The sequence below is a fragment of the Frankia sp. CpI1-P genome (assembly GCF_001421075.1).
Lineage (GTDB): Bacteria > Actinomycetota > Actinomycetes > Frankiales > Frankiaceae > Frankia > Frankia torreyi.
The window spans coordinates 17,911-36,986 of record NZ_LJJX01000002.1; the positions used below are offsets into that span (position 1 = coordinate 17,911).

Genomic DNA, 19,076 nt, shown 5'->3' on the forward strand with positions numbered 1-19,076 from the left:
TGGTCGGCTCGACTCTGATCGCCGCGGTCCTCGTCCGGCAGATGGTCACCCTGCGAGCGAGCCAGCGGCTGGTGGCGCTGGTCGGGAACGCCGAGCGCGAGGTGCGGTACTGGACGTCACACGATCCGCTCACCGAGCTCGCCAACCGCACGCTGTTCCACCAGCGGCTGACCGATGCCCTCGCCGCCAGCCGCCGCGACGGTCGGGACGTCGCCGTCCTGTACTGCGACCTCGACGACTTCCGCATCATCAACGACAGCCTCGGCCATGCCGCCGGGGACCATCTGCTGCGTACCGTCGGCCAGCGTCTGCGACACTGCGTGCGCGCCACGGACACCGTCGCGCGGCTGGGTTCCGACGAGTTCGCCGTGCTGCTCGACGGGGGGCGGGAGCTGCCCGAGACGGTCGCCGAACGGGTGCTCGCGGCCCTGCGCCAACCCGTGTCGGTGGGCGGCCATCACTGGCCCGTGCGGGGCAGCGTGGGGCTGGTTGTGGCCGGCCGTACCCAGGAGACGACGGAGGCCCTGCTGCGCCGGGCCGACACGGCCGTGCACGCGGCGAAGCGGACGGGCAAGAACCGCCTGGTCGTCTATCGGCCCGGGTCGTGCGCCACTCCCGGCACCCATCTCGTCGCCGGCACCCATCTCGCCGACGCACTGGCCACCGCGCTGCGTCGGGGCGGCCGATCGGCCGGATTCGACGTCCACTACCAGCCCATCGTGCGCCTGCGCGACCGCAGACCCGTCGCCTTGGAGGCGCTCGCCCGGTGGACGGCACCGGGCCGCGGGCCGGTGCCGCCCGGCACCTTCGTCGCCGCCGCGGAGAACGGCGGCATCGTCGGCGCGCTGGACGACATGATCCTCACCCAGGCCTGCGCGGAGATAGCGGTGGCCTACCCGGACTCCACGTTGCGCCTGCACGTGAACGTCTCGGCCAGCAGGGTCGCCGACACGACCCTGCTCGACAGNGTCGCCCGCGCGCTCGCCGCCAGTCGCTTCGATCCCCGGCGCCTGGTCGTCGAGATCACCGAGACGAGCCGGATCGACGACCTGCATGGTGCGCGCGAGGTGCTCGACGAGGTGCGTGCGCTGGGCGTCGCCGTCGCTCTGGACGACGTCGGCGCGGGCAACAGCACGCTCGCCGCGATGCACCTGCTTCCTGTGGACGTCGTGAAGCTGGATCGGACTCTGCTGGAACCGCCGCAGGACGGGGGCCGGGCTGCGGCGATGCGCCGTTCCATGATTGTTCTTGCGCATGCGCTCGGCGCCGTCGTCGTCGCCGAGGGCATCGAGCATGAGGGGCAGATCGCCGAGCTGGAGGAACTTGGGTGCGAGCTGGGTCAGGGATACCTCTTCGCGCGGCCGGGTCCGCTGCCGCTTCCGCAGATCCGGCCGTGGCCCCCCTCCGGCGGCCGGCTGCCGGCCGCCGAGCCGGCTCGAGGGGCGGACCCCGCCGCCTGACGACGCCGCCTGGGCGGCGGTCCCTGCCGGCGTGCGGCGGCCCTGGTCAGGGCACCGGCGCCCGGCCAGCCAGGAGCGCCGCCGCTGTTGCGTCACCCACCCCCAGATGACGTGCCTGCGCGAGATCGTCGACGGTGTCGACGTCGCGCCGTAGCCCGGGTACCGAGGACCCGAGGGTGTCGGTCAGGTCGACGGCGCCCGAGCGACGATGCGCATCGTGGCTGAGCGGTCCGAACGACGGACCCAGCGGCGACCCGGTCGCGGCGGTGAGCAACACGGTGCCCGTGCCCGCGGCGTCGGCGAGGACCGCGCGGCGATGGTCGCCGGCGGCCGCCAGGGCCTGGTGCAGCTCCGCGGTCCGCAGCGCCGGCAGATCCCCGGACAGGGCCGCCAGCGGACGCCCGGGCCAGCGGCCCGCGGCAAGCTCTGCGCCGTGCGCCAGGGCCGGGTTGAGGCCCTGGCCGGGGGTGTCCGGAACAATGACGAGGCGGGCCCGCTCCTGCGTCGACAGTGCGAGGGCCGGCGCCCGACCCGCTTCGTGCCCGGCGCTGATGTCACCCTGGTCCCGCAACCGCGACAGCGCCCGACGGACCGTCTGATCATTGGTCACGATCACCACGGCGCCGACGAGGTCGGTTGCCGAGGCGAGCACGGCCGTCACCGTGTCAAGGGCCATTGCGAGCGCCAGCAGGCTACGGTCCGGCCGGTCCAGNCGGCTCTTCGCCCGCGCCAGGTTCTTGAGCGGCAGAAGGACCGTCCAGGACGCCCCGCCTCGTGGGAGCCACACGAAGGTGACCATAGGCCATGACGCCGTGTGGCGTCGCGAGCCGGATGCCCCGATCCGGTCGATGGCCAGCGGTGGCAGGGGCGCATTGCGCGAGAGTCGGCCAACGCCGCACCTTGGTCGTGGGGTGAGCGTCGTCCGCGCGCGTATCCCCAGTGTCTGCCTCCGGTCGCTGCCCGCGTTGATCGTGCGGGTGGCGGGCGCGACTGTTCGCGCAGCGTGCCCTCTCGGCGATGGAGTCGTGGGAATCTCCCTGGTGGGTGGCAACGTCGCTGGTGAGCGCCGCATCCTGCGTGATGCCCGCCAGAGCGGCGTCTACGGTCGAGTGTGAGGACGCGGTGGGCACGCCATCGCGCAGCGTCGGGGTGCTCGCCGCACCGGACGTCGACGCCGGTCCCGTGACCCATCCGGAGGGAACCATTACCGCCGATTCCAACAGCCGGTCCGAGGATGCCGCGAGCGGTGTCGCAGCCCCGCCCCTGACCCCGGCCCGACCCGGCGGGGCCCGCGTCGGCGCGACCGAGGGCGGTCGTCGCGCTGCTCCCGGGAGGACGAGGTGAGGCGGGTGGCGGTGCTGACCGCCGGATCGTGGGGGACCGTCTTCGCGAAGGTCCTCGCGGACGCGGGCGCCCGGGTCGACCTCGTCGCCCGGGACCCGGAAGTCATCCGCTCGATCAACAACCGGCATGTCAACCCCCGTTACCTGCCCTCGGTCCAGCTCCCCGACCGGATCCGGGNGACGTCCGATCCGGGCGGCGCGTTGGCGGGCGCTGAGCTCGTGGTGCTGGCCGTTCCCTCCCAGGCGCTGCGTTCGGTGCTCGCCCGCTGGGTGCCGCGGATCGCACCCGACGCTATCTACGTCAGTCTGATGAAAGGGGTCGAGGCGGGTAGCCGGCTGCGCATGAGCCAGGTCATCGCCGAGGTCGCCGGAGTGACGCCCGACCGGATAGCGGTCGTCAGCGGCCCGAACCTGGCCCATGAGATCGCCGCCGAACATCCGGCGGCGACCGTGGTCGCCAGCACCTCGACCCGGACGGCGCAAGTCGTCCAGGCTGCCTGCTGGACCCCCTACTTCCGGCCCTACACCAACCATGATGTGACGGGATGCGAGCTTGGCGGCGCGGTGAAGAACGTCATCGCCCTTGCCGCGGGAATGCTCGAGGGCATGGGCTTCGGTACCAACAGCCTCGCCTCCCTGATCACCCGGGGTCTGGCCGAGACTGCGCGGCTCGGTATCGCGCTGGGCGCGGAACCGATGACCTTCGCCGGACTGGCGGGGCTCGGCGATCTCGTGGCGACCTGTGGCTCGCCGCTGTCGCGCAACCGGACCTTCGGCGAGAAGCTGGGGCGCGGACTCAGCCTGGAGCAGGTGGAGGCGGAGCAGCGGCAGGTCGCGGAGGGGGTGCGGTCCTGCCGACCGTTGCTGGCCATGGCCGATCAGCTCGGCGTCTCGATGCCCATCACGCAACAGGTCGAGCGGGTCCTCTACGAGGGTCTGCCGCCGCTGGAGGCGGTCAAGGATCTGATGAGCCGGGAGCCGGGGCCGGAGTACCGACCACTTCGGTGACGTCGGCGCCAGACCGGAGGGGCCGGCCGCGGATGACACTCCTGCCGGCTCTGGCGTGGCTCCTGGCTCGTGGGTCTGGCGTGGCTCGTGGGTCTGGCGTGGCTCGTGGGTCTGGCGTGGCTCGTGGGTCTGGCGTGGCTCGTGGGTCTGGCGTGGCTCGTGGGTCTGGCGTGGCTCGTGGGTCTGGCGTGGCTCGTGGGTCGGCGTGGACTTGGTCAGGCGGGGGGCTCGGGTGACGGGCCGGCAGCGCGGGGGGCGGGTACCGGATCGGCGTCGACGCGGGCCCCGATCGAGCGGAGCTTGCCGACCGGGTCCTCGTACCCGCGCTCGAGGAATCTGGTCCCGCGGATGATGCTCGTTCCGTCCGCGACCAACGCGGCGAGCACGTAGGCGAAGCCCGCCCGCAGGTCGGGAATCGTAAGATCACCGCCGGTGAGGGGGGTCGGGCCGCTCACGACCGCCGAGTGCTCGAAGTCGCGGGCGGCGAACCTGCACGACTTGCCGCCGAGACACAGCGTCGACAGCGCGATGTCGGCACCCATCTCCGCGAGCTGACGAGTGTAACCGAACCGGTCCTCGTAGATCGTCTCATGGATCACCGAGGCTCCCCTGGCCTGGGTCAACAGCACCACCAGCGGCTGCTGCCAGTCAGTCATGAACCCGGGGTGCACGTCGGTCTGCACATGCGCGGCGGTGAGCGGTCGGGCTCGGAAGAACGTCATGCCACGCGGGGTCACCTCGAACTCGCCGCCGAGCCGGCGCAGGTGGTTCAGGAACGTCATCAGATGCTCCTGCCGGGCGCCGATCACCTCCACCCGTCCCCCGGTGGCCACCGCGGCGGCGGCGAACGACGCCACCTCGATCCGGTCGTGGATGGGCGCGTGCGTGGCGCCGCGCAGCGTCGCGACGCCCTGGACGACGATCGTCCGGTCGGCCTCCACGTCGACCAGGGCGCCCATCTGCTGCAGGAACAGGATGAGGTCGACGACCTCCGGTTCCACCGCGGCATTGGAAATCACCGTGGTGCCCTGCGCGCGCACCGCCGCGAGCAGCAGGTTCTCGGTCGCGCCGACGCTCGGGAACGGCAGGGCGACGTGGGTGCCGTGTAGGCCGAGGGTCTTGACCTGCACGGAACGCACCTGCTCGACGATCTCCGCACCCATCGCCCGCAGCCCGGCGAGATGGAAGTCGACAGGTCGCTTCCCGATGCGGCACCCGCCGGGGAGCGGGATCACCGCCTCGCCGACGCGGTGCAGCAGCGGACCCATCATGAGGATCGGGATGCGGTTCACCCCGGAATAGGCCTCCGACAGCGAGGCGTCGACGATCCGTTCGGTGGTGAGCCGCACCGTGTGCTCGTCGAGCCATTCCACCTGGGTGCCGAGCTCCGTGAGCATGCCCAGAACGACCTCGACCTCGGCGATCCGCGGGACCCGGGTCAGCGTGCACGGTTGAGGGGTGAGCAGGGTGGCCACGAGCAGTTTGGTGACCGAGTTCTTGGCGCCGGACGCCTCGACCGAGCCCTGCAGTGGAGCGCCGCCGCTGATGCGGTACCACCGGTGGTCCACGCCTGCCTGGGTGGCGCCTGCCTGCGTGGCCACTGCAGCACTGTTCGCCCCCACGGGCTACCTCCCACGGCGATGATGCGGATGCGTCAGGTCACATGCGGCGGGGCGATTGAACCAGACATCGCACGGGCCGGCTCGGCCCGGACCACCGCCGGCTACCTGCGGTGACGATAACCGTGATCTACCGGGCCGATCCCCGCCCCGAGGGGGAAACCGGCCGCGAGCGCGCCACTGACGTACTCCTTCGCGGCCCGAACTGCCTGCGTCGGTGAGTCTCCTCCCGCCAGCCTCGAGGCGATCGCGGAGGCCAGTGTGCAGCCGGTGCCGTGGGTGTGTCGCCGGTCCATCCGACGGCTGCGCAAGAGGATCTCCGTAGAGCCGTCGGTCAGCAGATCGACCGCGTCACCGGATAGATGACCACCCTTGATCAGCACCCAACGCGGCCCCAGCGCGAGCATCGCCGCGGCGGCCCGGGGCAGGTCGGCCTCGTCCCGCACGGCCACACCGGTCAACAGGCGGACCTCGTCCAGGTTCGGAGTCGCGATCGTCGCNCGCGGCATGAGCTCCCGGCGGACGACGTCGACCGCGTCCGGTGCGAGCAGCGGGTCGCCGTGCTTCGACACGCCCACCGGATCGACCACGACCGGTGCGGCGACGCGCTTCAGCTCCGTGGCGACCAGGGCGACGAGGGCGGCCGAGGACAGCATGCCGGTCTTGACCGCGTCGACCCCGATGTCGTCCACCACCGCCCTGATCTGGGCGCGGACCGCCTCGGGCGGTAGATCCCAGACACCATGGACGCCCAGCGAGTTCTGCGCCGTCACGGCGACGATGGCGCTCATCCCATGGACGCCGAACGCGAGCATCGTCTTGAGATCGGCCTGAATCCCCGCTCCGCCGCCCGAATCGGAGCCCGCGATGGTCAGCACCCGTGGTGGCGCCGTGGCCGGGGACGCGGCGCCGGGAGCGGGTCTGATCACGGGACGCTCCGAACCCTCATGTGTCTCCTCGGGCTTCACTATCAGTAGCGAGAATCGTGGTTGCCATCACAATCGGGTACGAGATCGGGCCGTCGCACCCCAGGATTGGGGCCGGATGAGCGTGCGGAGGGCGTCGACCGGCGCCCGTCNGTCGAGTCGAAGAAATTCCTCGGCCTCAGAGGCTCTCATCCGGCCCGTTTGCCTGTTACCTTCTGTCGGCCCGTAGTTCTGCTCGACGGGCTGTTGACGTCCGACGAGGGAGCGTCTGTGGTCCACGCGTACATCCTTATCCAGACCGAGGTCGGCAAGTCCGCGTCGGTTGCCAAGGAGATCGAGCAGATCCCTGGGGTCACCCAGGCAGAGGACGTGACCGGTCCTTACGACGTCATCGTGCGCGCTGAAGCGCCCACGGTGGACGATCTGGGCAAGATGGTCATGTCGAGGGTGCAGTCGGTCGATGGCATCACCCGCACGCTGACCTGCCCGGTCGTCCACTTCTGAAGGCCGCCCGCCCGCGCCTCGGTTGGGGCGGNGGGCATGCTGGCGCTTCGTCCGCCGATCGTCCGTCCGGGGATCCGGGCAGGAACACGGGCAGGCCCTGCACGGGCAGACCCTGACCGTCAGTCGGCAACGGCCGCTGTCGGTGGGGTCGACGGACGCCCGGCGGGCGGTCCCTGCGATGGCCACAATCGGGACATGACAGCAGTGGGTCGTGACAGCAGTGGGTCGTGACAAGCAGGGTCGACGTCTGCCAGCCGCCCGGCGGGCGGGTCGGTCGGCGGCAGCCTGGCGGGTGGACTCCGGGCGAGTCGATCTGAGCCGGGTCGACTCGCGGAGCGCCAGTTGGCGGCCATGGACCCGGCCTTCGGCCCTGGCGCCGCGCCGGATGGCCGCCGGACTCACCGCCTGCGGCACCGTGGGATGCCTGCTGGTGGCGGGTTGCAGCGGGCCGGGACCGGTCCGACTGACCAATGTCCCGGTGCCGGCGCCGGCCGACCGTGCGTCCTGCGCGGCCCTCATCGGGGTGTTGCCGTCCTCACTCGGTCACGGCCTCGACCGGCGTCGACTTGATCCGCCGCGGGACACCGCGGCGGCCTACGGCGGGGGACCGATCGTCCTCACCTGCGGGGTCTCGGGGGTGCCGGCGAGCTACCGGCCGGACTCGATGTTGTCGGAGGTCGATGGTGTCGGGTGGTTCGCGGAGAAGCTCGGTGAGACCGTGCGGTACTCGACTCCGACCCGATCGCCCCACGTCGTTCTCACCCTGCCGGGTTCCGGGTCGACCGAGGTGCAACCNTTCGACATCCTCGTCTCCGTCGGCCCGGCCGTGCGGGCGCACAGCGTTTCGACGACGCCGTGAGGCCGGACGACTGCTCGGACGGGGTCCACCCAGAGGTCGGCCGGATGGTCACCGCAACCCGGCGCCGTCACGTAGGGCGAGCCGCACGAGCCGGTCGACCAGATCCGGATAGGTAATCCNGCTCGCCGCCCACATCCTGGGGAACATCGACGTCGGAGTGAAGCCCGGCATCGTGTTGACCTCGTTGACGACCACCTGATCGTCCGGGGTGACGAACACGTCGACCCGCGCGAGTCCGGCGCAGTCGAGCGCCTCGAACGCCGCCACCGCCACCTGCCGCACTCGGGCCAGCGCCGACGAGGACAGCCGCGCGGGGATGTCGAAGCGGGTCTGGTCCGAGACGTACTTCGCCTCGAAGTCGTAGAAGCCCGTCGACGAGGTGACGGTGATCTCGGCCGGGACGCTGGCCTGCGCGCCGGGCTCGTCCAGCCGGCCGAGCACCCCGCATTCGATCTCACGTCCCGCAATCGCCGCCTCGACGAGGACCTTGGGGTCGTTCGCCCGGGCCGTCTTGACCGCCGTGTCCAGATCGGCCCAGGCGTCCACTCGGCTGATGCCGATGCTGGAGCCACCACGGGCCGGCTTGACGAAGACCGGCAGGCCCAGACGGTCCTGGTCGGCTTCGGACAGGGTCTGGCCGGCTCGCACCACGGCGTACGGGCCGACGGGCAGGCCCGCGGCCCGCAGCATGGACTTCATGTGCTGCTTGTCCATGGCGGCCGCGCTCGCGAAGACACCTGAGCCGACGTACGGCACCCCGGCCATCTNGAGGAGGCCCTGCACGGTCCCGTCCTCGCCGAAAGGACCATGCAGGAGCGGGAAGACCACATCGACGTCNCCGAGCGGGCCCTGGATGGACTCCGCACCATCGCGCGGGAACCAACGTGACGCGGTCGGGTCCGGAGCAAGCACGACACTCGTCCCCCGAGACGCCGTGACCCGGGGAAGTTCTCCGTCCGCCGGTGCGAGGGCATGCACGTCGGGCAGGAGGACCCAGCGCCCCGACGGGTCGATGCCGACCAGGACGACGTCGTAGACGTCGGGGTCGAGCGCGCGCAGCACGCCGCCGGCAGACACGCAGGAGATCGCGTGCTCCGTGCTGCGGCCGCCGAACAGGAGGGCGAGTCGAATCCGACGCCTGGTACCTGCCATGCCGGGACACTAACGGATCGGCGCCGGGGTCCGGGGCCGCACCCGGTGACGGCGTCCGGGGCCGTCACCGTTCGGCCGACTGGCTGGCGCCGGACGGCCCGATGGCCAGCCCCGACCGGTCGATCGCGGGCGTCGGGGCGAAGGCGTCGTGGCGGTGATGCATAATCGAATACATGTTCGATTTGACTTCAGGGGTCGGCGAGACCCCTCAGGACGGCGTGGCCCGGTCCACCGAAGGTGAGTGCGCAGGCCGGTCCGCATCGGCGGACGCGGACCGGGCGAGTCCGTCACCCGGTCCGGNGACCGTGTTCGGGCGGTCCGTGGATGACCTGAGCGACGACGAGTGCCTCCATATGGACGGCCGGATCGCCCGGGAACTGGCGAGGCTCGAGGCGTGGCGGCTGCGCGTGCGGGCCAGGTTCGCCAGGCTCCGTCCTCCGCTTGCGGGCGACCGGGAGGGCGCGGAACGGGGATTCAGCGAGTTCGCCGGGGATGAGATCGCCGCCGTGGCGCGTTCCGCGCCCGCCGCCGCCGGACGCCAGCTTGAGCTGGCAGTGGCGGTGGTCGACCGGCTGCCCGAGACGCTTGCGGCGTTGGAGTCCGGCGAGATCGATCTTGACCGGGTGAGGGCGATGGCCGACGTCACGAAAAGCCTCGACGTCAGCCAGGCCCGTACGGTCGAGAACAGGGTGCTGGCGCGCGGAGCACGGGCGAGCTGCCCCAGCTTCCGGGCCGCGGTGACCAGGTCGGTTCTCGCCGTCGATCCGGACGGGGCTGACCAGCGTCGGCGCCGGCGGGAGCGCGACCGTCACGTTCGGACCCGCGCCAAGGAGGACGGGATGGGGGAGCTGTCGGTGTTGTTGCCCGCGGATCGGATGGTTGCCGTCTATCGGCGCATCGATGCGCTGGCCCGAGACGCCGGGGGGCCGGACGACGAGCGCAGTATCGGTGAGCGTCGGGCCGACGTGTTGGTCGATCTGGTGATGGGCGAGCGACACGGCCCAGTCGCCACCGAGGTCTCGGTCGTGGTGTCCCTGGCAACGTTGATGGGGCTCTCGACCGCGCCCGGCGAGCTCGAAGGGTACGGTCCGATCCCGGCCGAGCTGGCCCGCGAGCTCGCCCACGGCTCACGTTCGAGCTGGCGGCGCATCGTCACCGATCCCATTGACGGTTCGGTGCTCGACGTGGGAGACAGACGCCATCCTTCGCCAGCGATGGCCCGGTTCGTCCGCGCACGGGACAGGACCTGCGTCTTCCCGGGATGCCTCAAGCCGGCACGAGACTGCGATCTTGATCANACGACGTCGCGCGCGGAGGGTGGGAAGACTCGGGTCGACAACACGGATCCGCTGTGCCGTCATCACCACCGGTTGAAGCATGCCGGGATCTGGATCCTGAGCCAACCCGTGCCGGGTCACCACGTCTGGACGAGCCAGACCGGGCATCAGTTCGTCAGCGAGCCCGAACCCTACCTCGACGAAGTGGTGTAGAGCGCGTCAGGCGCGCGCGACCTTGCCCGCCTTGATGCAGGAGGTGCAGACGTTCAGTCGCCGACGGGTGCCACCCACGACGGCACGGACTGTCTGGATGTTCGGGTTCCAGCGACGGCGAGTGCGTCGGTGGGAGTGGGAGACCGACATACCGAAGCCCGGTCCCTTGCCGCAGACGTCGCACACCGAAGACACGAAAAACACTCCGTCGAAGTAGTAATGGTCCCGGTGCATGCCCGGGACGTCGGGCGGTCAGGACCGCGATCGTACTCATCCCGTGAGCCTGATGGCCTGGTCGGGAGAACTCGCGCAGCAGAGACCAGGTTGAGGTTACCTCAGGCGCTGTGGTCTCGGCCGTGGGGCACAAGGCGAGGGAGCTCGGCGTCGTCGGCGGTTCGGGCAGTATCTGGGTGTGGTCGACCTCGACACGCCCCTGAAGTCACTCCTCGGTCCGCGGGCCGCCACCCTGTTGGCGGAGGGCCTCGAGCTGTATGTGGTCGGTGACCTCCTCGCACACCTGCCCCGCCGGTATCACGAGCGGGGCGAACTGACGGATCTCGCCGACCTGGTCGTCGGTGACACAGTCACGGTCCAGGCGCGGGTGGAGAAGATCGAGCGCCGACCGATGCGGGGCAGCCGCCGATCCATGCTGCGAGTCACCGTGACAGACGGCACCCATGCGCTGGCTCTGACCTTCTTCAACCAGAGCTGGCGCGAACGCGACCTCCGCCCCGGGACGACAGCGCTGTTCGCCGGGAAGATCGACGAGTACCGCGGCCGCCGGCAGCTGACCAACCCCGAGGTCCAGCTGCTGGAGTCGGAGGTCGAGGGCGACGTCACCGGCCCGCTGTTCGCAAACGCGCTGGTGCCGATCTATCCCGCCGCCGCCAAAGTACCGAGCTGGACCTTGGCCAGATGCATCCGCCTGGCCTTGGACTCCCTCGGTCCTCTCGAGGACCCGTTGCCGGAGGAGCTGCGTCGGCGGCATCGACTGTCCACGCTCGCTGAGGCTTACCGGCTGGTGCATCAACCTTCCAACCGCGGCGACGTCGCTACGGGGCGCAAGCGTCTGACCTGGGACGAGGCTCTGGTCCTCCAGGTAGCGCTGGCGCGCCGTCGCCGCGAGGTGGAAGCGTTGGCGACGACCGCCCGCAGCGCCAGGCCGGACGGACTGCTGGCCGCGTTCGATGCCGCGCTGCCCTTCCCCCTCACAGCGGGCCAGCGTGAGGTGGGTGCCACCATCGCGGGGGATATCGGGCGCCCGGTGCCGATGCACCGCCTCCTGCAGGGCGAGGTCGGGTCGGGCAAGACGGTCGTGGCGCTCCGGTCGATGCTTATCGTGGTCGATGCGGGCGGCCAGGCTGTCCTTCTCGCACCGACCGAGACGCTCGCAGCCCAGCATTGCCGGAGCCTGCGGGAGATGCTCGGCGATCTGGCGCGATCCGGCGAGCTCGGTGCCGACGAACAAGCGACTCGGGTGACCCTGGTCACTGGTTCGATGGGCGCCCGCGCTCGGCGGGAGGCGTTGGCGGACATCGCGGAGGGCTCAGCCGGTCTCATCGTGGGGACCCATGCTCTGCTGCACGAAGAGGTCATCTTCGCGGATCTCGGGCTGATCATCGTCGACGAGCAGCATCGGTTCGGCGTCGAACAGCGTGACGCGCTGCGGGCACGGGGCCGGCGCCCACCGCATCTGCTTGTCATGACAGCGACCCCGATCCCACGGACCGTGGCCATGACGGTCTTCGGGGATCTCGAGGTATCCGAGCTCACCGAGTTGCCGAGCGGCCGTTCTCCGATCGCCACGTTCGTCGTTCCTGCGGCCATCCGCTCGTGGGCCGATCGGATGTGGGGTCGGATCCGTGATGAGGTTGCGGCCGGCCGCCAGGCCTACGTTGTCTGCCCCCGAATCGGGGGGGACAGCGTGGACGACGATCCCGGTGCGCTCTCGGACGAGGCGGCGGGGCGGGTGGGACGTCCGGCGGCGACGGTGACGGACGTGCTGCCACAGTTGGTGGACGGTGAACTTGCGGGCCTGCGGGTGGAATCGCTGCATGGCCGCCTCCCGGCAGCACAGCGGGAGGCCACGATGACCCGCTTCGCCGAGGGGCAGATCGATGTGCTGGTGGCGACCACGGTCATCGAGGTCGGGGTGAACGTGCCCAACGCGACGGTGATGGTGGTTCTCGACGCGGATCGGTTCGGTGTGTCGCAGCTGCACCAGCTGCGCGGACGGGTGGGGCGCGGCACCGCACCCGGGTGGTGCCTGTTGCATACGGCGGCGGACCAGGGCACGCCAGCCTGGGAAAGGCTGGGAGCGGTCGCCGCGACCAACGACGGCGCGGAGCTCGCCCGACTCGATCTTGCTCAACGCCGGGAGGGGGATGTACTCGGCGCGGCCCAGTCAGGGGGACGCCGATCCCTGAAGCTGCTGGCGCTGCTGAGGGACGAGGAGCTGATCCNGGAGGCGCGCATCGAGGCAACCCGATTGGTTGATGCCGATCCCGAACTGGATCAGCATCCCGCCCTGCGGCGGCTGCTTGACGCAGCGCTCGATGATGCCAGCGCGGCCTTTCTCGAGAAGGGATGACCAGCGCCTCGATGACGCGAATTATCGGTGGGACCGCAGGTGGTCGACAACTCGTCGTTCCCGCGGGTCGATCCACCCGACCGACGTCGGATCGTGCCCGCGAGGGTCTGTTCAACACGTTGTCGACGTGTGTCGACCTGCCGGGTGCCCGGGTTGCGGATCTCTACGCGGGTTCGGGTGCGGTGGGCCTGGAGGCGCTGTCCCGCGGCGCGTCACATGCTCTTCTTGTCGATCATGATCCGGTAGCGGTCCGAGCCCTGCGGCGGAACGTGACTGCCCTGGGGCTTTCGGGCGCCGAGATCGTGCAGGCCCCGGTGTCACGTGTGGTGCAGAACACTTCGGGGGATCCCTACGACGTGATGTTTCTCGATCCGCCATATGCGATGAGCGACGTCGAGCTCGGCGAAGTGCTGNCAAAGCTCTGTTGTGGCGCATGNCTGGCTGCGGACGGTGTCTGTGTAGTCGAGAGGTCTCACCGGTCGGGTCCGGTTGCGTGGCCGGATGGCTTGTTCGCGCTGCGTGACCGGAGGTACGGAGAGGGTGTTCTCTGGTACGGTATTCGATCATGAGGAGGGCAGTCTGTCCNGGTTCATTTGATCCGATCACTAACGGCCATCTCGACATCGTCATCAGGGCGANCAAGCTCTTCGACGAGGTCGTGGTCGCCGTTTCGATCAACAAGAACAAGGCCACCCTGTTCACCATCGATGAGCGNATGGAGCTCATTCGTGAGGCGGTGCGCAATCATCCGATGGCGCCGTCCAACGTAGTGGTGGATGCGTCACACGGCCTGGTGGTCGACTTCTGTCGTGCGCGTGGTATCCAGTCGATCGTCAAAGGTCTGCGCGCGGTCAGCGACTTTGACTACGAACTTCAGATGGCGCAGATGAACAATTCGCTCGCAGGTGTGGAAACGCTCTTCATGAGCACGAACCCGCAGTATGCGTTTCTGTCTTCAAGCCTGGTGAAGGAGGTCGCTCGCTACGGTGGAGACGTCTCGCACCTCGTGCCCGATGTGGTGCTCAAGCAGCTCCGCGAGCGCGCGGTCGAGTAGTCGCTACCGCAGCCGCTGGGGTGCGCCCGAGGCCGCTCGCCCTGCAGCCCGCTTCACACCGGGGCTGGATGAGTGGCCATGGGGGGCCGGATGTCCCCCGGCGGGTGCCGACAGCGTGCGGGCCGTGTCGTGACCCGATCGGATACGCTGGATCCGTAGTCGTCGACTGGCTGGGGTGCGTCCGGCGGTCCTCCGGGATGCCCTGAGGGGCCATCGGAGGCCGGCTTCTCGGTCGTCAGCCGGCGCTGCAACAGCCCCACCCCCATGTAAGGTCCGCCACCGCGGGCTTTCCCGAGCCGAACCTAGACGTGAATTCGACTGCCGCCATGACTGGATCCCCCCCCCGCCGTAGGACGCCCAAGGGCCCTCTGGTGCTTGACACCCGCGAGCTCGGCCGGCGGCCGGGGTCGATGCGCCGTGTCCGGGCCCAGGCGGTGCTCCCCGCCGATCTCGGGACCGAGATGATGTGGGTCCCCGCGGGGGCCACCGCCACGTTGGATCTCCGGCTGGAGTCGGTGATCGAGGGGGTGCTGGTCAGCGGCACGGTCGTGGCCCCGCTACAGGGCGAGTGCGGCCGCTGTCTCGACGAGGTGTCCGACGTCGGCACCGTCGAGATCCGGGAGCTTTTCTACTACGCTGACCGAGCTGCGGACGTGGCGGATGACGACGACGCCCGGGTCCTCGTAGACGATCATGCTGACCTGGAGCCCGTGGTCCGGGACACGCTGGTACTGGATCTACCGTTGTCGCCCACCTGCAGGCCGGACTGCGCGGGACTGTGCGTGGACTGCGGGGCACGGCTCGACGAGGTCGGGCCGAATCACTCCCACGACCGCCTCGACGCGCGGTGGGCTGCGTTGTCCGCTATGGCGGAAGGCGTCGCTCCGACGGGAACTGATCAGGGTCGGTCCGACCCTGACGAGAGCAAGGAGAAGGAATAGTGGCCGTCCCGAAGCGGCGCACCTCGCGCAGCAACACCCGGTCTCGCCGTTCGCAGTGGAAGGCCAAGGTGCCGACCCTCGCGAAGTGCTCCCGGGGGCACGTGATCCGGCCGCACACCGTGTGCACGACGTGCGGCCGGTACAACGATCGTCAGGTGCTTGACGTCTGACCGGTGTGACCCGCATCGCCGTTGATCTGCTTGGGGAGGGGCTCCCTGTGGGGCCCCTCCTTGAGGCGTTGCCCAGCGCGTTGGACGCGGACCCGCGTCTCGTACTGATCCTGGTTTCGCCCGCGGAAGGTGTACGTGAGGANCTTGCACGGCTCGGCATCTCGGCTGGCGAAAGAGTGCTGCTGAGATCCGCTACCCGCACGGTGGCGGGGGGACCCGCCGCCCTTCGCGATGTCCGCTCGCGCAGGGACGCCGGCGTCAGGGTGGCCGCCCGGCTGGCGCGTGAGGGCGACGCCGATGCGATGGTCTCGGTAGCGCCCATCGAATCGGTCGTCGCCGCTGCCCAGTTCACCTACGGACTGCTTCCCGGTGCCACACGAGCGGTACTAGCTGCGATCATCGGGCGGCAGGAGGCGGGCGTCGTGTTGTGTGACGCCGGGTCGACCGTCGGGGTGACGGCCGACGAGCTTGCCCAGTCCGCGCTGCTGGGCAGCGCATACGCGACCCTGCGGTTCGCGGTGGACACACCCCGGATCGGGCTGCTGGGACCCCGGGAGGCGTTGTCGGATCCGCCGCGGCGCCTCGCCGACGAGCTGCTTCGGTCGCTCGATCTGAACTATGTCGGTCCGTGCACGGTGGAAAGTGTTCTCGCCCGATCTGAGCCGGCCGGTCAGGATCGGGCGGCCGTTGGTTGGTCTTCAGCAGCAGGCTCAGACCGGCGGCTGGAGGTCGCGGTGACCGACGGTTACACCGGTGATGTCGTGCTGTCGACCATTCGAGGTGTATCGAGCTGGGAACGTCGAGATTGGGAACGTCGAGATATTGCCGGCGGCACGGACGCCGGCCTGGATCCGGCATGGGGAACATTGGAAGATCCTGATGTGCGAGGGGGAACGATCGTGCTGGGGGTCGACGGTGTCGCGGTCCATGCGGAGCACACCCAAGGAGGATCCGTGGATGCCGGGGCCGGCGGGCTGCTCGCGGCGCTGAGGGTGGCGTCCTTGGCGGTGCGCGGGGATCTCGTCCCGCGGACACGGGCTGCGATGGCGATCCTGGTGGCGCGGCGGCGGGCGCTGGCTGGGTTGGCCGGATGACGCGCCATCTTCCGCCTCCCCCGCCACGGGACGGCCTGATCGAGGTCCTCGAGGCTGCCATCGATCCGGAGCTGCTGGACCGGGCGCTCACGCACCGTTCCTACGCCTACGAGAAGGGTGGTCTTCCCACCAACGAGCGGTTGGAGTTTCTGGGTGACGCCGTGCTCGGTCTCGTCGTGACCGCCGCACTCTTCCTCCGTCATCCTGATCTTCCCGAGGGGCAGCTGGCCAAGCAGCGGGCCTCGGTGGTGAACATGCGGGCACTCGCCGACGTTGCTCGTGGCCTCGGTCCGAACGGACTGGGACCCTACCTGCTNCTCGGCCGAGGGGAGGAGACGACCGGGGGCCGCGACAAGGCGAGCATTCTNGCCGATACCCTCGAGGCCATCATCGGGGCGGTCTATCTCTCGGCTGGCCTCGACGCGGCCTCCATCTTCGTGCATCGCCTGTTCGATCCGTTGTTGGACGAGGCTGCGGGTCGCGGCGCCGGGCTGGACTGGAAGACATCGTTGCAGGAACAGACGGCTCTGCTCGCTCTCGGACCGCCTGAATATGTGGTCGAGGAGGCCGGCCCCGATCACGCCAAGAGATTCANAGCGCACGCGCGCATCGCCGGCGAGCCGCTGGGCGAGGGCGAGGGCGGCAGCAAGAAGGAAGCGGAGCAGCGGGCTGCGGCAGCGGCCTTCGCCGTGCTGGAGAGTCGAGCGGCCGCAGCGGAGCAGCAGGATGCAGACGGCAGTCCGACCGGTCCCGCCGTGCTCGGTGATCCTTCCGTGGCAGGTCAACTGGACCGGGGGCACGTCTCGGGTCACTGAGGGCCACGACCACCGACTGCCATGCCCTGACGTTCCGTTTCGCACGGATGGCTCGTGCCGGTTCCGCCCCTGACACCGCCCCCGACGGTCGGAGATCATGCCAGAGCTACCAGAGGTGGAGGTCGTACGCCGCGGGCTGCAGCGCGGCGTCGTCGGCCGGGTCATCGCCTCGGTTGCGGTGTGTCACCCGCGTGCGGTTCGCCGTCATGCGGCCGGCGCGGGTGAATTCTCCGCCCTGCTCGTCGGGCGGCGGGTGACCGCCGCGAGACGTCGTGGCAAGTACCTCTGGCTCGCACTGAGGACGGAACCCGCGGCGGCGATCCCGGCCGAGGCGCCGGTGTCGGCGCTGGCGGTCGAGTCGGAGACGGAAAGCGCGCCGACGGGCCTGCCCTCGTCGGCGTCGTGCCCGTCATCNGCCCCCGACGACGCTCTGATCGCGCATCTCGGCATGAGCGGTCAACTCCTTGTGGTGCCGCCGGCGACTCCGGATCAGAAGCACCTGCGAATCCGCTTCACCTTCCTTGATGGAGGTCGGGAACTGCGGTTCGTCGACCAGCGAACCTTCGGCGGCCTGGCGGTCGCCGTCGGTGGTGGGGAGCTGCCCGAGCCGGTCGCTCACATCGCCCGGGACCCGCTTGATCCCGACTTCGACGAGGACCTCGTCGTCCGACGGCTGCGTGGACGCCGCACCGGCGTCAAGCGGGCGCTGCTCGACCAGACGCTGGTCAGCGGTGTGGGCAACATCTACGCGGACGAGGCGCTGTGGGCGGCCAGGCTGCACTACGCCCGTCCGACGGAGACATTGACCCGTCCCGAGATCCGTCGGCTGCTGGACTGCGTCCGTACGGTCATGATTGCGGCCCTCGACGCGGGCGGGACGTCCTTCGACAGGCTGTATGTCTCGACCGAGGGGGTCAGCGGACTGTTCGAGCGGTCACTGGAGGTCTACGGTCGCGCAGGTCTGCTCTGCAGCCGGTGTGGGGACACNATCCGCCGGGACGCCTTCATGAACAGGTCCAGTTTCACCTGTCCCACCTGCCAGCGCCCACCCCGCCGACCCAGGTGGTAGGCTTCGATCAAACGTTCGAAGGCAGTGACCTCCTCGCGAGGTGATCTCGGACGTCGCAGCGTGAGGGCGGTGAGGGCCCGCTCGCGTGCTGGACCACACTGTCGCCTCATCCGGGGCCGAGCCGGGGATGCTCCCGGCTCGGTGAGGCACCACCGACGGCGTCGGGTCGTGCTTGAGCCGCCCGAGGCGAGAGGGACGGAGATGCCATGAATCCGGATGCGCTGCTTGGTCGGGTGCGAAAACTCCTGGCCATGGCGGAGGCCGAGGGGCTCACTGAGGCCGCCAGGGAGACCTACAACGTCAAGGCAGCCGAGCTCATCGCGCAGTATGGGATCGATCGCGCGCTCATCGAGGAGGCCGCGCCGCGTCGGGCCGCCGCCGCAGATCTTGTGGTTACCGTCGACTCGCCCTACGCCCGAGACAAGGTCTCGCTGTTGGCGAGCATCGCAGCCCCGCTGGGATGCCGGCTCGTGCATCGCACGGTTCGCCGTGATCACGGGACGGAGCATTCCGCGCACCTTTTCGGCATGGATGCGGACATCCGCCGCGTGCAGTTGTTGTTCACCTCGCTGCTTGTGCAGCAGGCACACGGATTGGCCGTCACGCGCCCGCCGCGGTATGAGGACCCGAGAGCGTTTCGCCGGTCGTGGATGGCCGGGTTCGCCTTGGCCGTCGCGCAGCGGTTGGCCCGTACGGAACGGACGGCCCGCGAGCGGGCCCAGGCTCAGCAGCGGGCGGAGGAGGGCGACGGCTTGGAGAGTCGCCCCTCGGTCGCGGTGGTCCTGGCGGACCGGAGTCAGCGGGTGGACGCGCATCTCGCCGCCGTCTACCCGCGCCTGCGGACGCCGCGGGCGCGTCAGCTTTCCGGTAGCGGCGGTCGGGCGGGTTACCTGGCCGGCGAGCGAGCCGACCTCGGGCTCGGCAACCGGGTGTCCGGTCGGGTCTCGCCAGCGATCGGCTCGCGTGGATAGATGACGGATCT

16 protein-coding genes and 20 pseudogenes are annotated in these 19,076 nt (G+C 70.0%); 26 read left to right on the forward strand and 10 right to left on the reverse strand.

Annotated elements, in window-relative coordinates; all coding sequences use genetic code 11:
* Positions 1 to 41: 41 nt before the first annotated feature.
* Both FF86_RS38000 and FF86_RS38005 read left to right on the forward strand, forming a co-directional pair.
* Positions 42 to 967, forward strand: a 926-nt coding sequence (locus FF86_RS38000; RefSeq protein WP_242418042.1) for a GGDEF and EAL domain-containing protein, incomplete at its 3' end; no start/stop codon positions are given.
* Position 968: 1 nt separating this feature from the next.
* Positions 969 to 1,460, forward strand: a pseudogene (locus tag FF86_RS38005) (EAL domain-containing protein); the annotation flags it as partial.
* A gap of 46 nt (positions 1,461 to 1,506) precedes the next feature.
* Here FF86_RS38005 and cofC read toward each other — a convergent pair.
* Both cofC and FF86_RS38010 read right to left on the reverse strand, forming a co-directional pair.
* Positions 1,507 to 2,172 (reverse strand): 2-phospho-L-lactate guanylyltransferase (gene cofC, locus FF86_RS01655; RefSeq protein ID WP_242417998.1); only part of this gene is annotated, 666 nt, incomplete at its 5' end.
* A 1-nt stretch (position 2,173) separates the two neighbouring features.
* A pseudogene (locus FF86_RS38010) lies at positions 2,174 to 2,259 on the reverse strand (2-phospho-L-lactate guanylyltransferase); the annotation flags it as partial.
* A gap of 541 nt (positions 2,260 to 2,800) precedes the next feature.
* Between FF86_RS38010 and FF86_RS38015 the strand changes: the two are divergent.
* Both FF86_RS38015 and FF86_RS01660 read left to right on the forward strand, forming a co-directional pair.
* Positions 2,801 to 2,981, forward strand: a pseudogene (locus tag FF86_RS38015) (glycerol-3-phosphate dehydrogenase); the annotation flags it as partial.
* A gap of 1 nt (position 2,982) precedes the next feature.
* Positions 2,983 to 3,811 (forward strand): annotated as a pseudogene (locus FF86_RS01660) (NAD(P)H-dependent glycerol-3-phosphate dehydrogenase); the annotation flags it as partial.
* 215 nt (positions 3,812 to 4,026) lie between these two features.
* On the opposite strand, the gene murA reads toward FF86_RS01660, so the two are convergent.
* From murA to FF86_RS38025, 3 genes and pseudogenes are all read right to left on the reverse strand, one after another.
* Entirely contained in the window at positions 4,027 to 5,433 is a 1,407-nt protein-coding gene (gene murA, locus FF86_RS01665) for a UDP-N-acetylglucosamine 1-carboxyvinyltransferase (protein ID WP_044886213.1), read from the reverse strand.
* A 101-nt stretch (positions 5,434 to 5,534) separates the two neighbouring features.
* The coding region (locus tag FF86_RS38020; RefSeq protein WP_242417999.1) for a PfkB family carbohydrate kinase at positions 5,535 to 5,930 on the reverse strand (396 nt) is incomplete at its 5' end.
* A 1-nt stretch (position 5,931) separates the two neighbouring features.
* A pseudogene (locus FF86_RS38025) lies at positions 5,932 to 6,356 on the reverse strand (bifunctional hydroxymethylpyrimidine kinase/phosphomethylpyrimidine kinase); the annotation flags it as partial.
* Positions 6,357 to 6,626: 270 nt separating this feature from the next.
* Here FF86_RS38025 and FF86_RS01675 point away from each other — a divergent pair.
* Positions 6,627 to 6,860 carry an Lrp/AsnC family transcriptional regulator gene (locus tag FF86_RS01675; protein ID WP_009742309.1) on the forward strand — a complete coding sequence of 78 codons (234 nt, stop codon included), beginning with the start codon at positions 6,627 to 6,629 and terminating at the stop codon, positions 6,858 to 6,860.
* Positions 6,861 to 7,245: 385 nt separating this feature from the next.
* A partial coding sequence (locus FF86_RS01680) for a DUF3515 domain-containing protein (protein ID WP_242418000.1) occupies positions 7,246 to 7,655 on the forward strand: 410 nt, incomplete at its 3' end.
* A 112-nt stretch (positions 7,656 to 7,767) separates the two neighbouring features.
* Here the strand turns inward: FF86_RS01680 and FF86_RS61700 are convergent.
* The 4 genes and pseudogenes from FF86_RS61700 to FF86_RS38040 form a co-directional block, all read right to left on the reverse strand.
* On the reverse strand, positions 7,768 to 7,838 hold a 71-nt coding region (locus tag FF86_RS61700), incomplete at its 5' end, for a hypothetical protein (RefSeq protein WP_255355679.1).
* A gap of 1 nt (position 7,839) precedes the next feature.
* A pseudogene (locus tag FF86_RS38030) lies at positions 7,840 to 8,486 on the reverse strand (D-alanine--D-alanine ligase family protein); the annotation flags it as partial.
* 1 nt (position 8,487) lies between these two features.
* Positions 8,488 to 8,556: pseudogene (locus tag FF86_RS38035) on the reverse strand (hypothetical protein); the annotation flags it as partial.
* Between the two features lies 1 nt (position 8,557).
* Positions 8,558 to 8,871, reverse strand: a pseudogene (locus FF86_RS38040) (D-alanine--D-alanine ligase A); the annotation flags it as partial.
* A 353-nt stretch (positions 8,872 to 9,224) separates the two neighbouring features.
* On the opposite strand from FF86_RS38040, the gene FF86_RS64795 reads away from it, so the two are divergent.
* Positions 9,225 to 10,168, forward strand: a 944-nt coding sequence (locus tag FF86_RS64795; RefSeq protein ID WP_396229737.1) for a DUF222 domain-containing protein, incomplete at its 3' end; no start/stop codon positions are given.
* 199 nt (positions 10,169 to 10,367) lie between these two features.
* Here the strand turns inward: FF86_RS64795 and rpmB are convergent.
* The gene (gene rpmB / locus FF86_RS01695; RefSeq protein ID WP_055409184.1) at positions 10,368 to 10,556 is read right to left on the reverse strand and encodes a 50S ribosomal protein L28; all 189 of its coding nucleotides are present in this window, start codon (positions 10,554 to 10,556) and stop codon (positions 10,368 to 10,370) included.
* Between the two features lie 217 nt (positions 10,557 to 10,773).
* On the opposite strand from rpmB, the gene FF86_RS01700 reads away from it, so the two are divergent.
* The 19 genes and pseudogenes from FF86_RS01700 to FF86_RS01735 form a co-directional block, all read left to right on the forward strand.
* A partial coding sequence (locus FF86_RS01700; protein ID WP_242418001.1) for an ATP-dependent DNA helicase RecG occupies positions 10,774 to 12,823 on the forward strand: 2,050 nt, incomplete at its 3' end.
* A 1-nt stretch (position 12,824) separates the two neighbouring features.
* A pseudogene (locus FF86_RS38045) lies at positions 12,825 to 12,951 on the forward strand (hypothetical protein); the annotation flags it as partial.
* A gap of 11 nt (positions 12,952 to 12,962) precedes the next feature.
* The coding region (locus FF86_RS31365) for an RsmD family RNA methyltransferase (RefSeq protein WP_242418043.1) at positions 12,963 to 13,364 on the forward strand (402 nt) is incomplete at its 3' end.
* A gap of 24 nt (positions 13,365 to 13,388) precedes the next feature.
* Positions 13,389 to 13,520: pseudogene (locus FF86_RS38055) on the forward strand (16S rRNA (guanine(966)-N(2))-methyltransferase RsmD); the annotation flags it as partial.
* A gap of 17 nt (positions 13,521 to 13,537) precedes the next feature.
* A pseudogene (locus tag FF86_RS61705) lies at positions 13,538 to 13,589 on the forward strand (pantetheine-phosphate adenylyltransferase); the annotation flags it as partial.
* Position 13,590: 1 nt separating this feature from the next.
* Positions 13,591 to 13,665, forward strand: a pseudogene (locus FF86_RS38060) (pantetheine-phosphate adenylyltransferase); the annotation flags it as partial.
* Between the two features lies 1 nt (position 13,666).
* Positions 13,667 to 14,005: pseudogene (gene coaD / locus FF86_RS01705) on the forward strand (pantetheine-phosphate adenylyltransferase); the annotation flags it as partial.
* A 326-nt stretch (positions 14,006 to 14,331) separates the two neighbouring features.
* Positions 14,332 to 14,946, forward strand: a complete 615-nt coding sequence (locus FF86_RS01710) for a DUF177 domain-containing protein (protein WP_044886209.1) — start codon at positions 14,332 to 14,334, stop codon at positions 14,944 to 14,946.
* Positions 14,946 to 15,116: a 50S ribosomal protein L32 gene (gene rpmF / locus FF86_RS01715; protein WP_009742317.1), complete on the forward strand. Its 171-nt coding sequence runs from the start codon at positions 14,946 to 14,948 to the stop codon at positions 15,114 to 15,116. The genes FF86_RS01710 and rpmF overlap by 1 nt, the downstream gene beginning before the upstream one ends.
* Before the next feature lie 5 nt (positions 15,117 to 15,121).
* Positions 15,122 to 15,258 (forward strand): annotated as a pseudogene (locus tag FF86_RS38065) (phosphate starvation-inducible protein PhoH); the annotation flags it as partial.
* A 1-nt stretch (position 15,259) separates the two neighbouring features.
* A pseudogene (locus FF86_RS01720) lies at positions 15,260 to 16,210 on the forward strand (phosphate starvation-inducible protein PhoH); the annotation flags it as partial.
* Positions 16,207 to 16,526: ribonuclease III family protein (locus FF86_RS38070; RefSeq protein WP_304438087.1), on the forward strand; the 320-nt coding region annotated here is incomplete at its 3' end. The pseudogene FF86_RS01720 and the gene FF86_RS38070, both read left to right, overlap by 4 nt.
* Position 16,527: 1 nt before the next feature.
* A pseudogene (locus FF86_RS38075) lies at positions 16,528 to 16,577 on the forward strand (hypothetical protein); the annotation flags it as partial.
* Position 16,578: 1 nt separating this feature from the next.
* Positions 16,579 to 16,804: pseudogene (locus FF86_RS38080) on the forward strand (ribonuclease III); the annotation flags it as partial.
* Position 16,805: 1 nt separating this feature from the next.
* A pseudogene (locus FF86_RS38085) lies at positions 16,806 to 17,025 on the forward strand (putative dsRNA-binding protein); the annotation flags it as partial.
* 97 nt (positions 17,026 to 17,122) lie between these two features.
* On the forward strand, positions 17,123 to 17,439 hold a 317-nt coding region (locus tag FF86_RS38090; protein ID WP_304438088.1), incomplete at its 3' end, for a DNA-formamidopyrimidine glycosylase family protein.
* A 1-nt stretch (position 17,440) separates the two neighbouring features.
* Positions 17,441 to 18,012 (forward strand): annotated as a pseudogene (locus FF86_RS38095) (DNA-formamidopyrimidine glycosylase family protein); the annotation flags it as partial.
* Between the two features lies 1 nt (position 18,013).
* Positions 18,014 to 18,094: pseudogene (locus tag FF86_RS38100) on the forward strand (hypothetical protein); the annotation flags it as partial.
* 206 nt (positions 18,095 to 18,300) lie between these two features.
* Positions 18,301 to 19,065 carry a DUF2786 domain-containing protein gene (locus FF86_RS01735; RefSeq protein ID WP_044886205.1) on the forward strand — a complete coding sequence of 255 codons (765 nt, stop codon included), beginning with the start codon at positions 18,301 to 18,303 and terminating at the stop codon, positions 19,063 to 19,065.
* Positions 19,066 to 19,076: the final 11 nt, after the last annotated feature.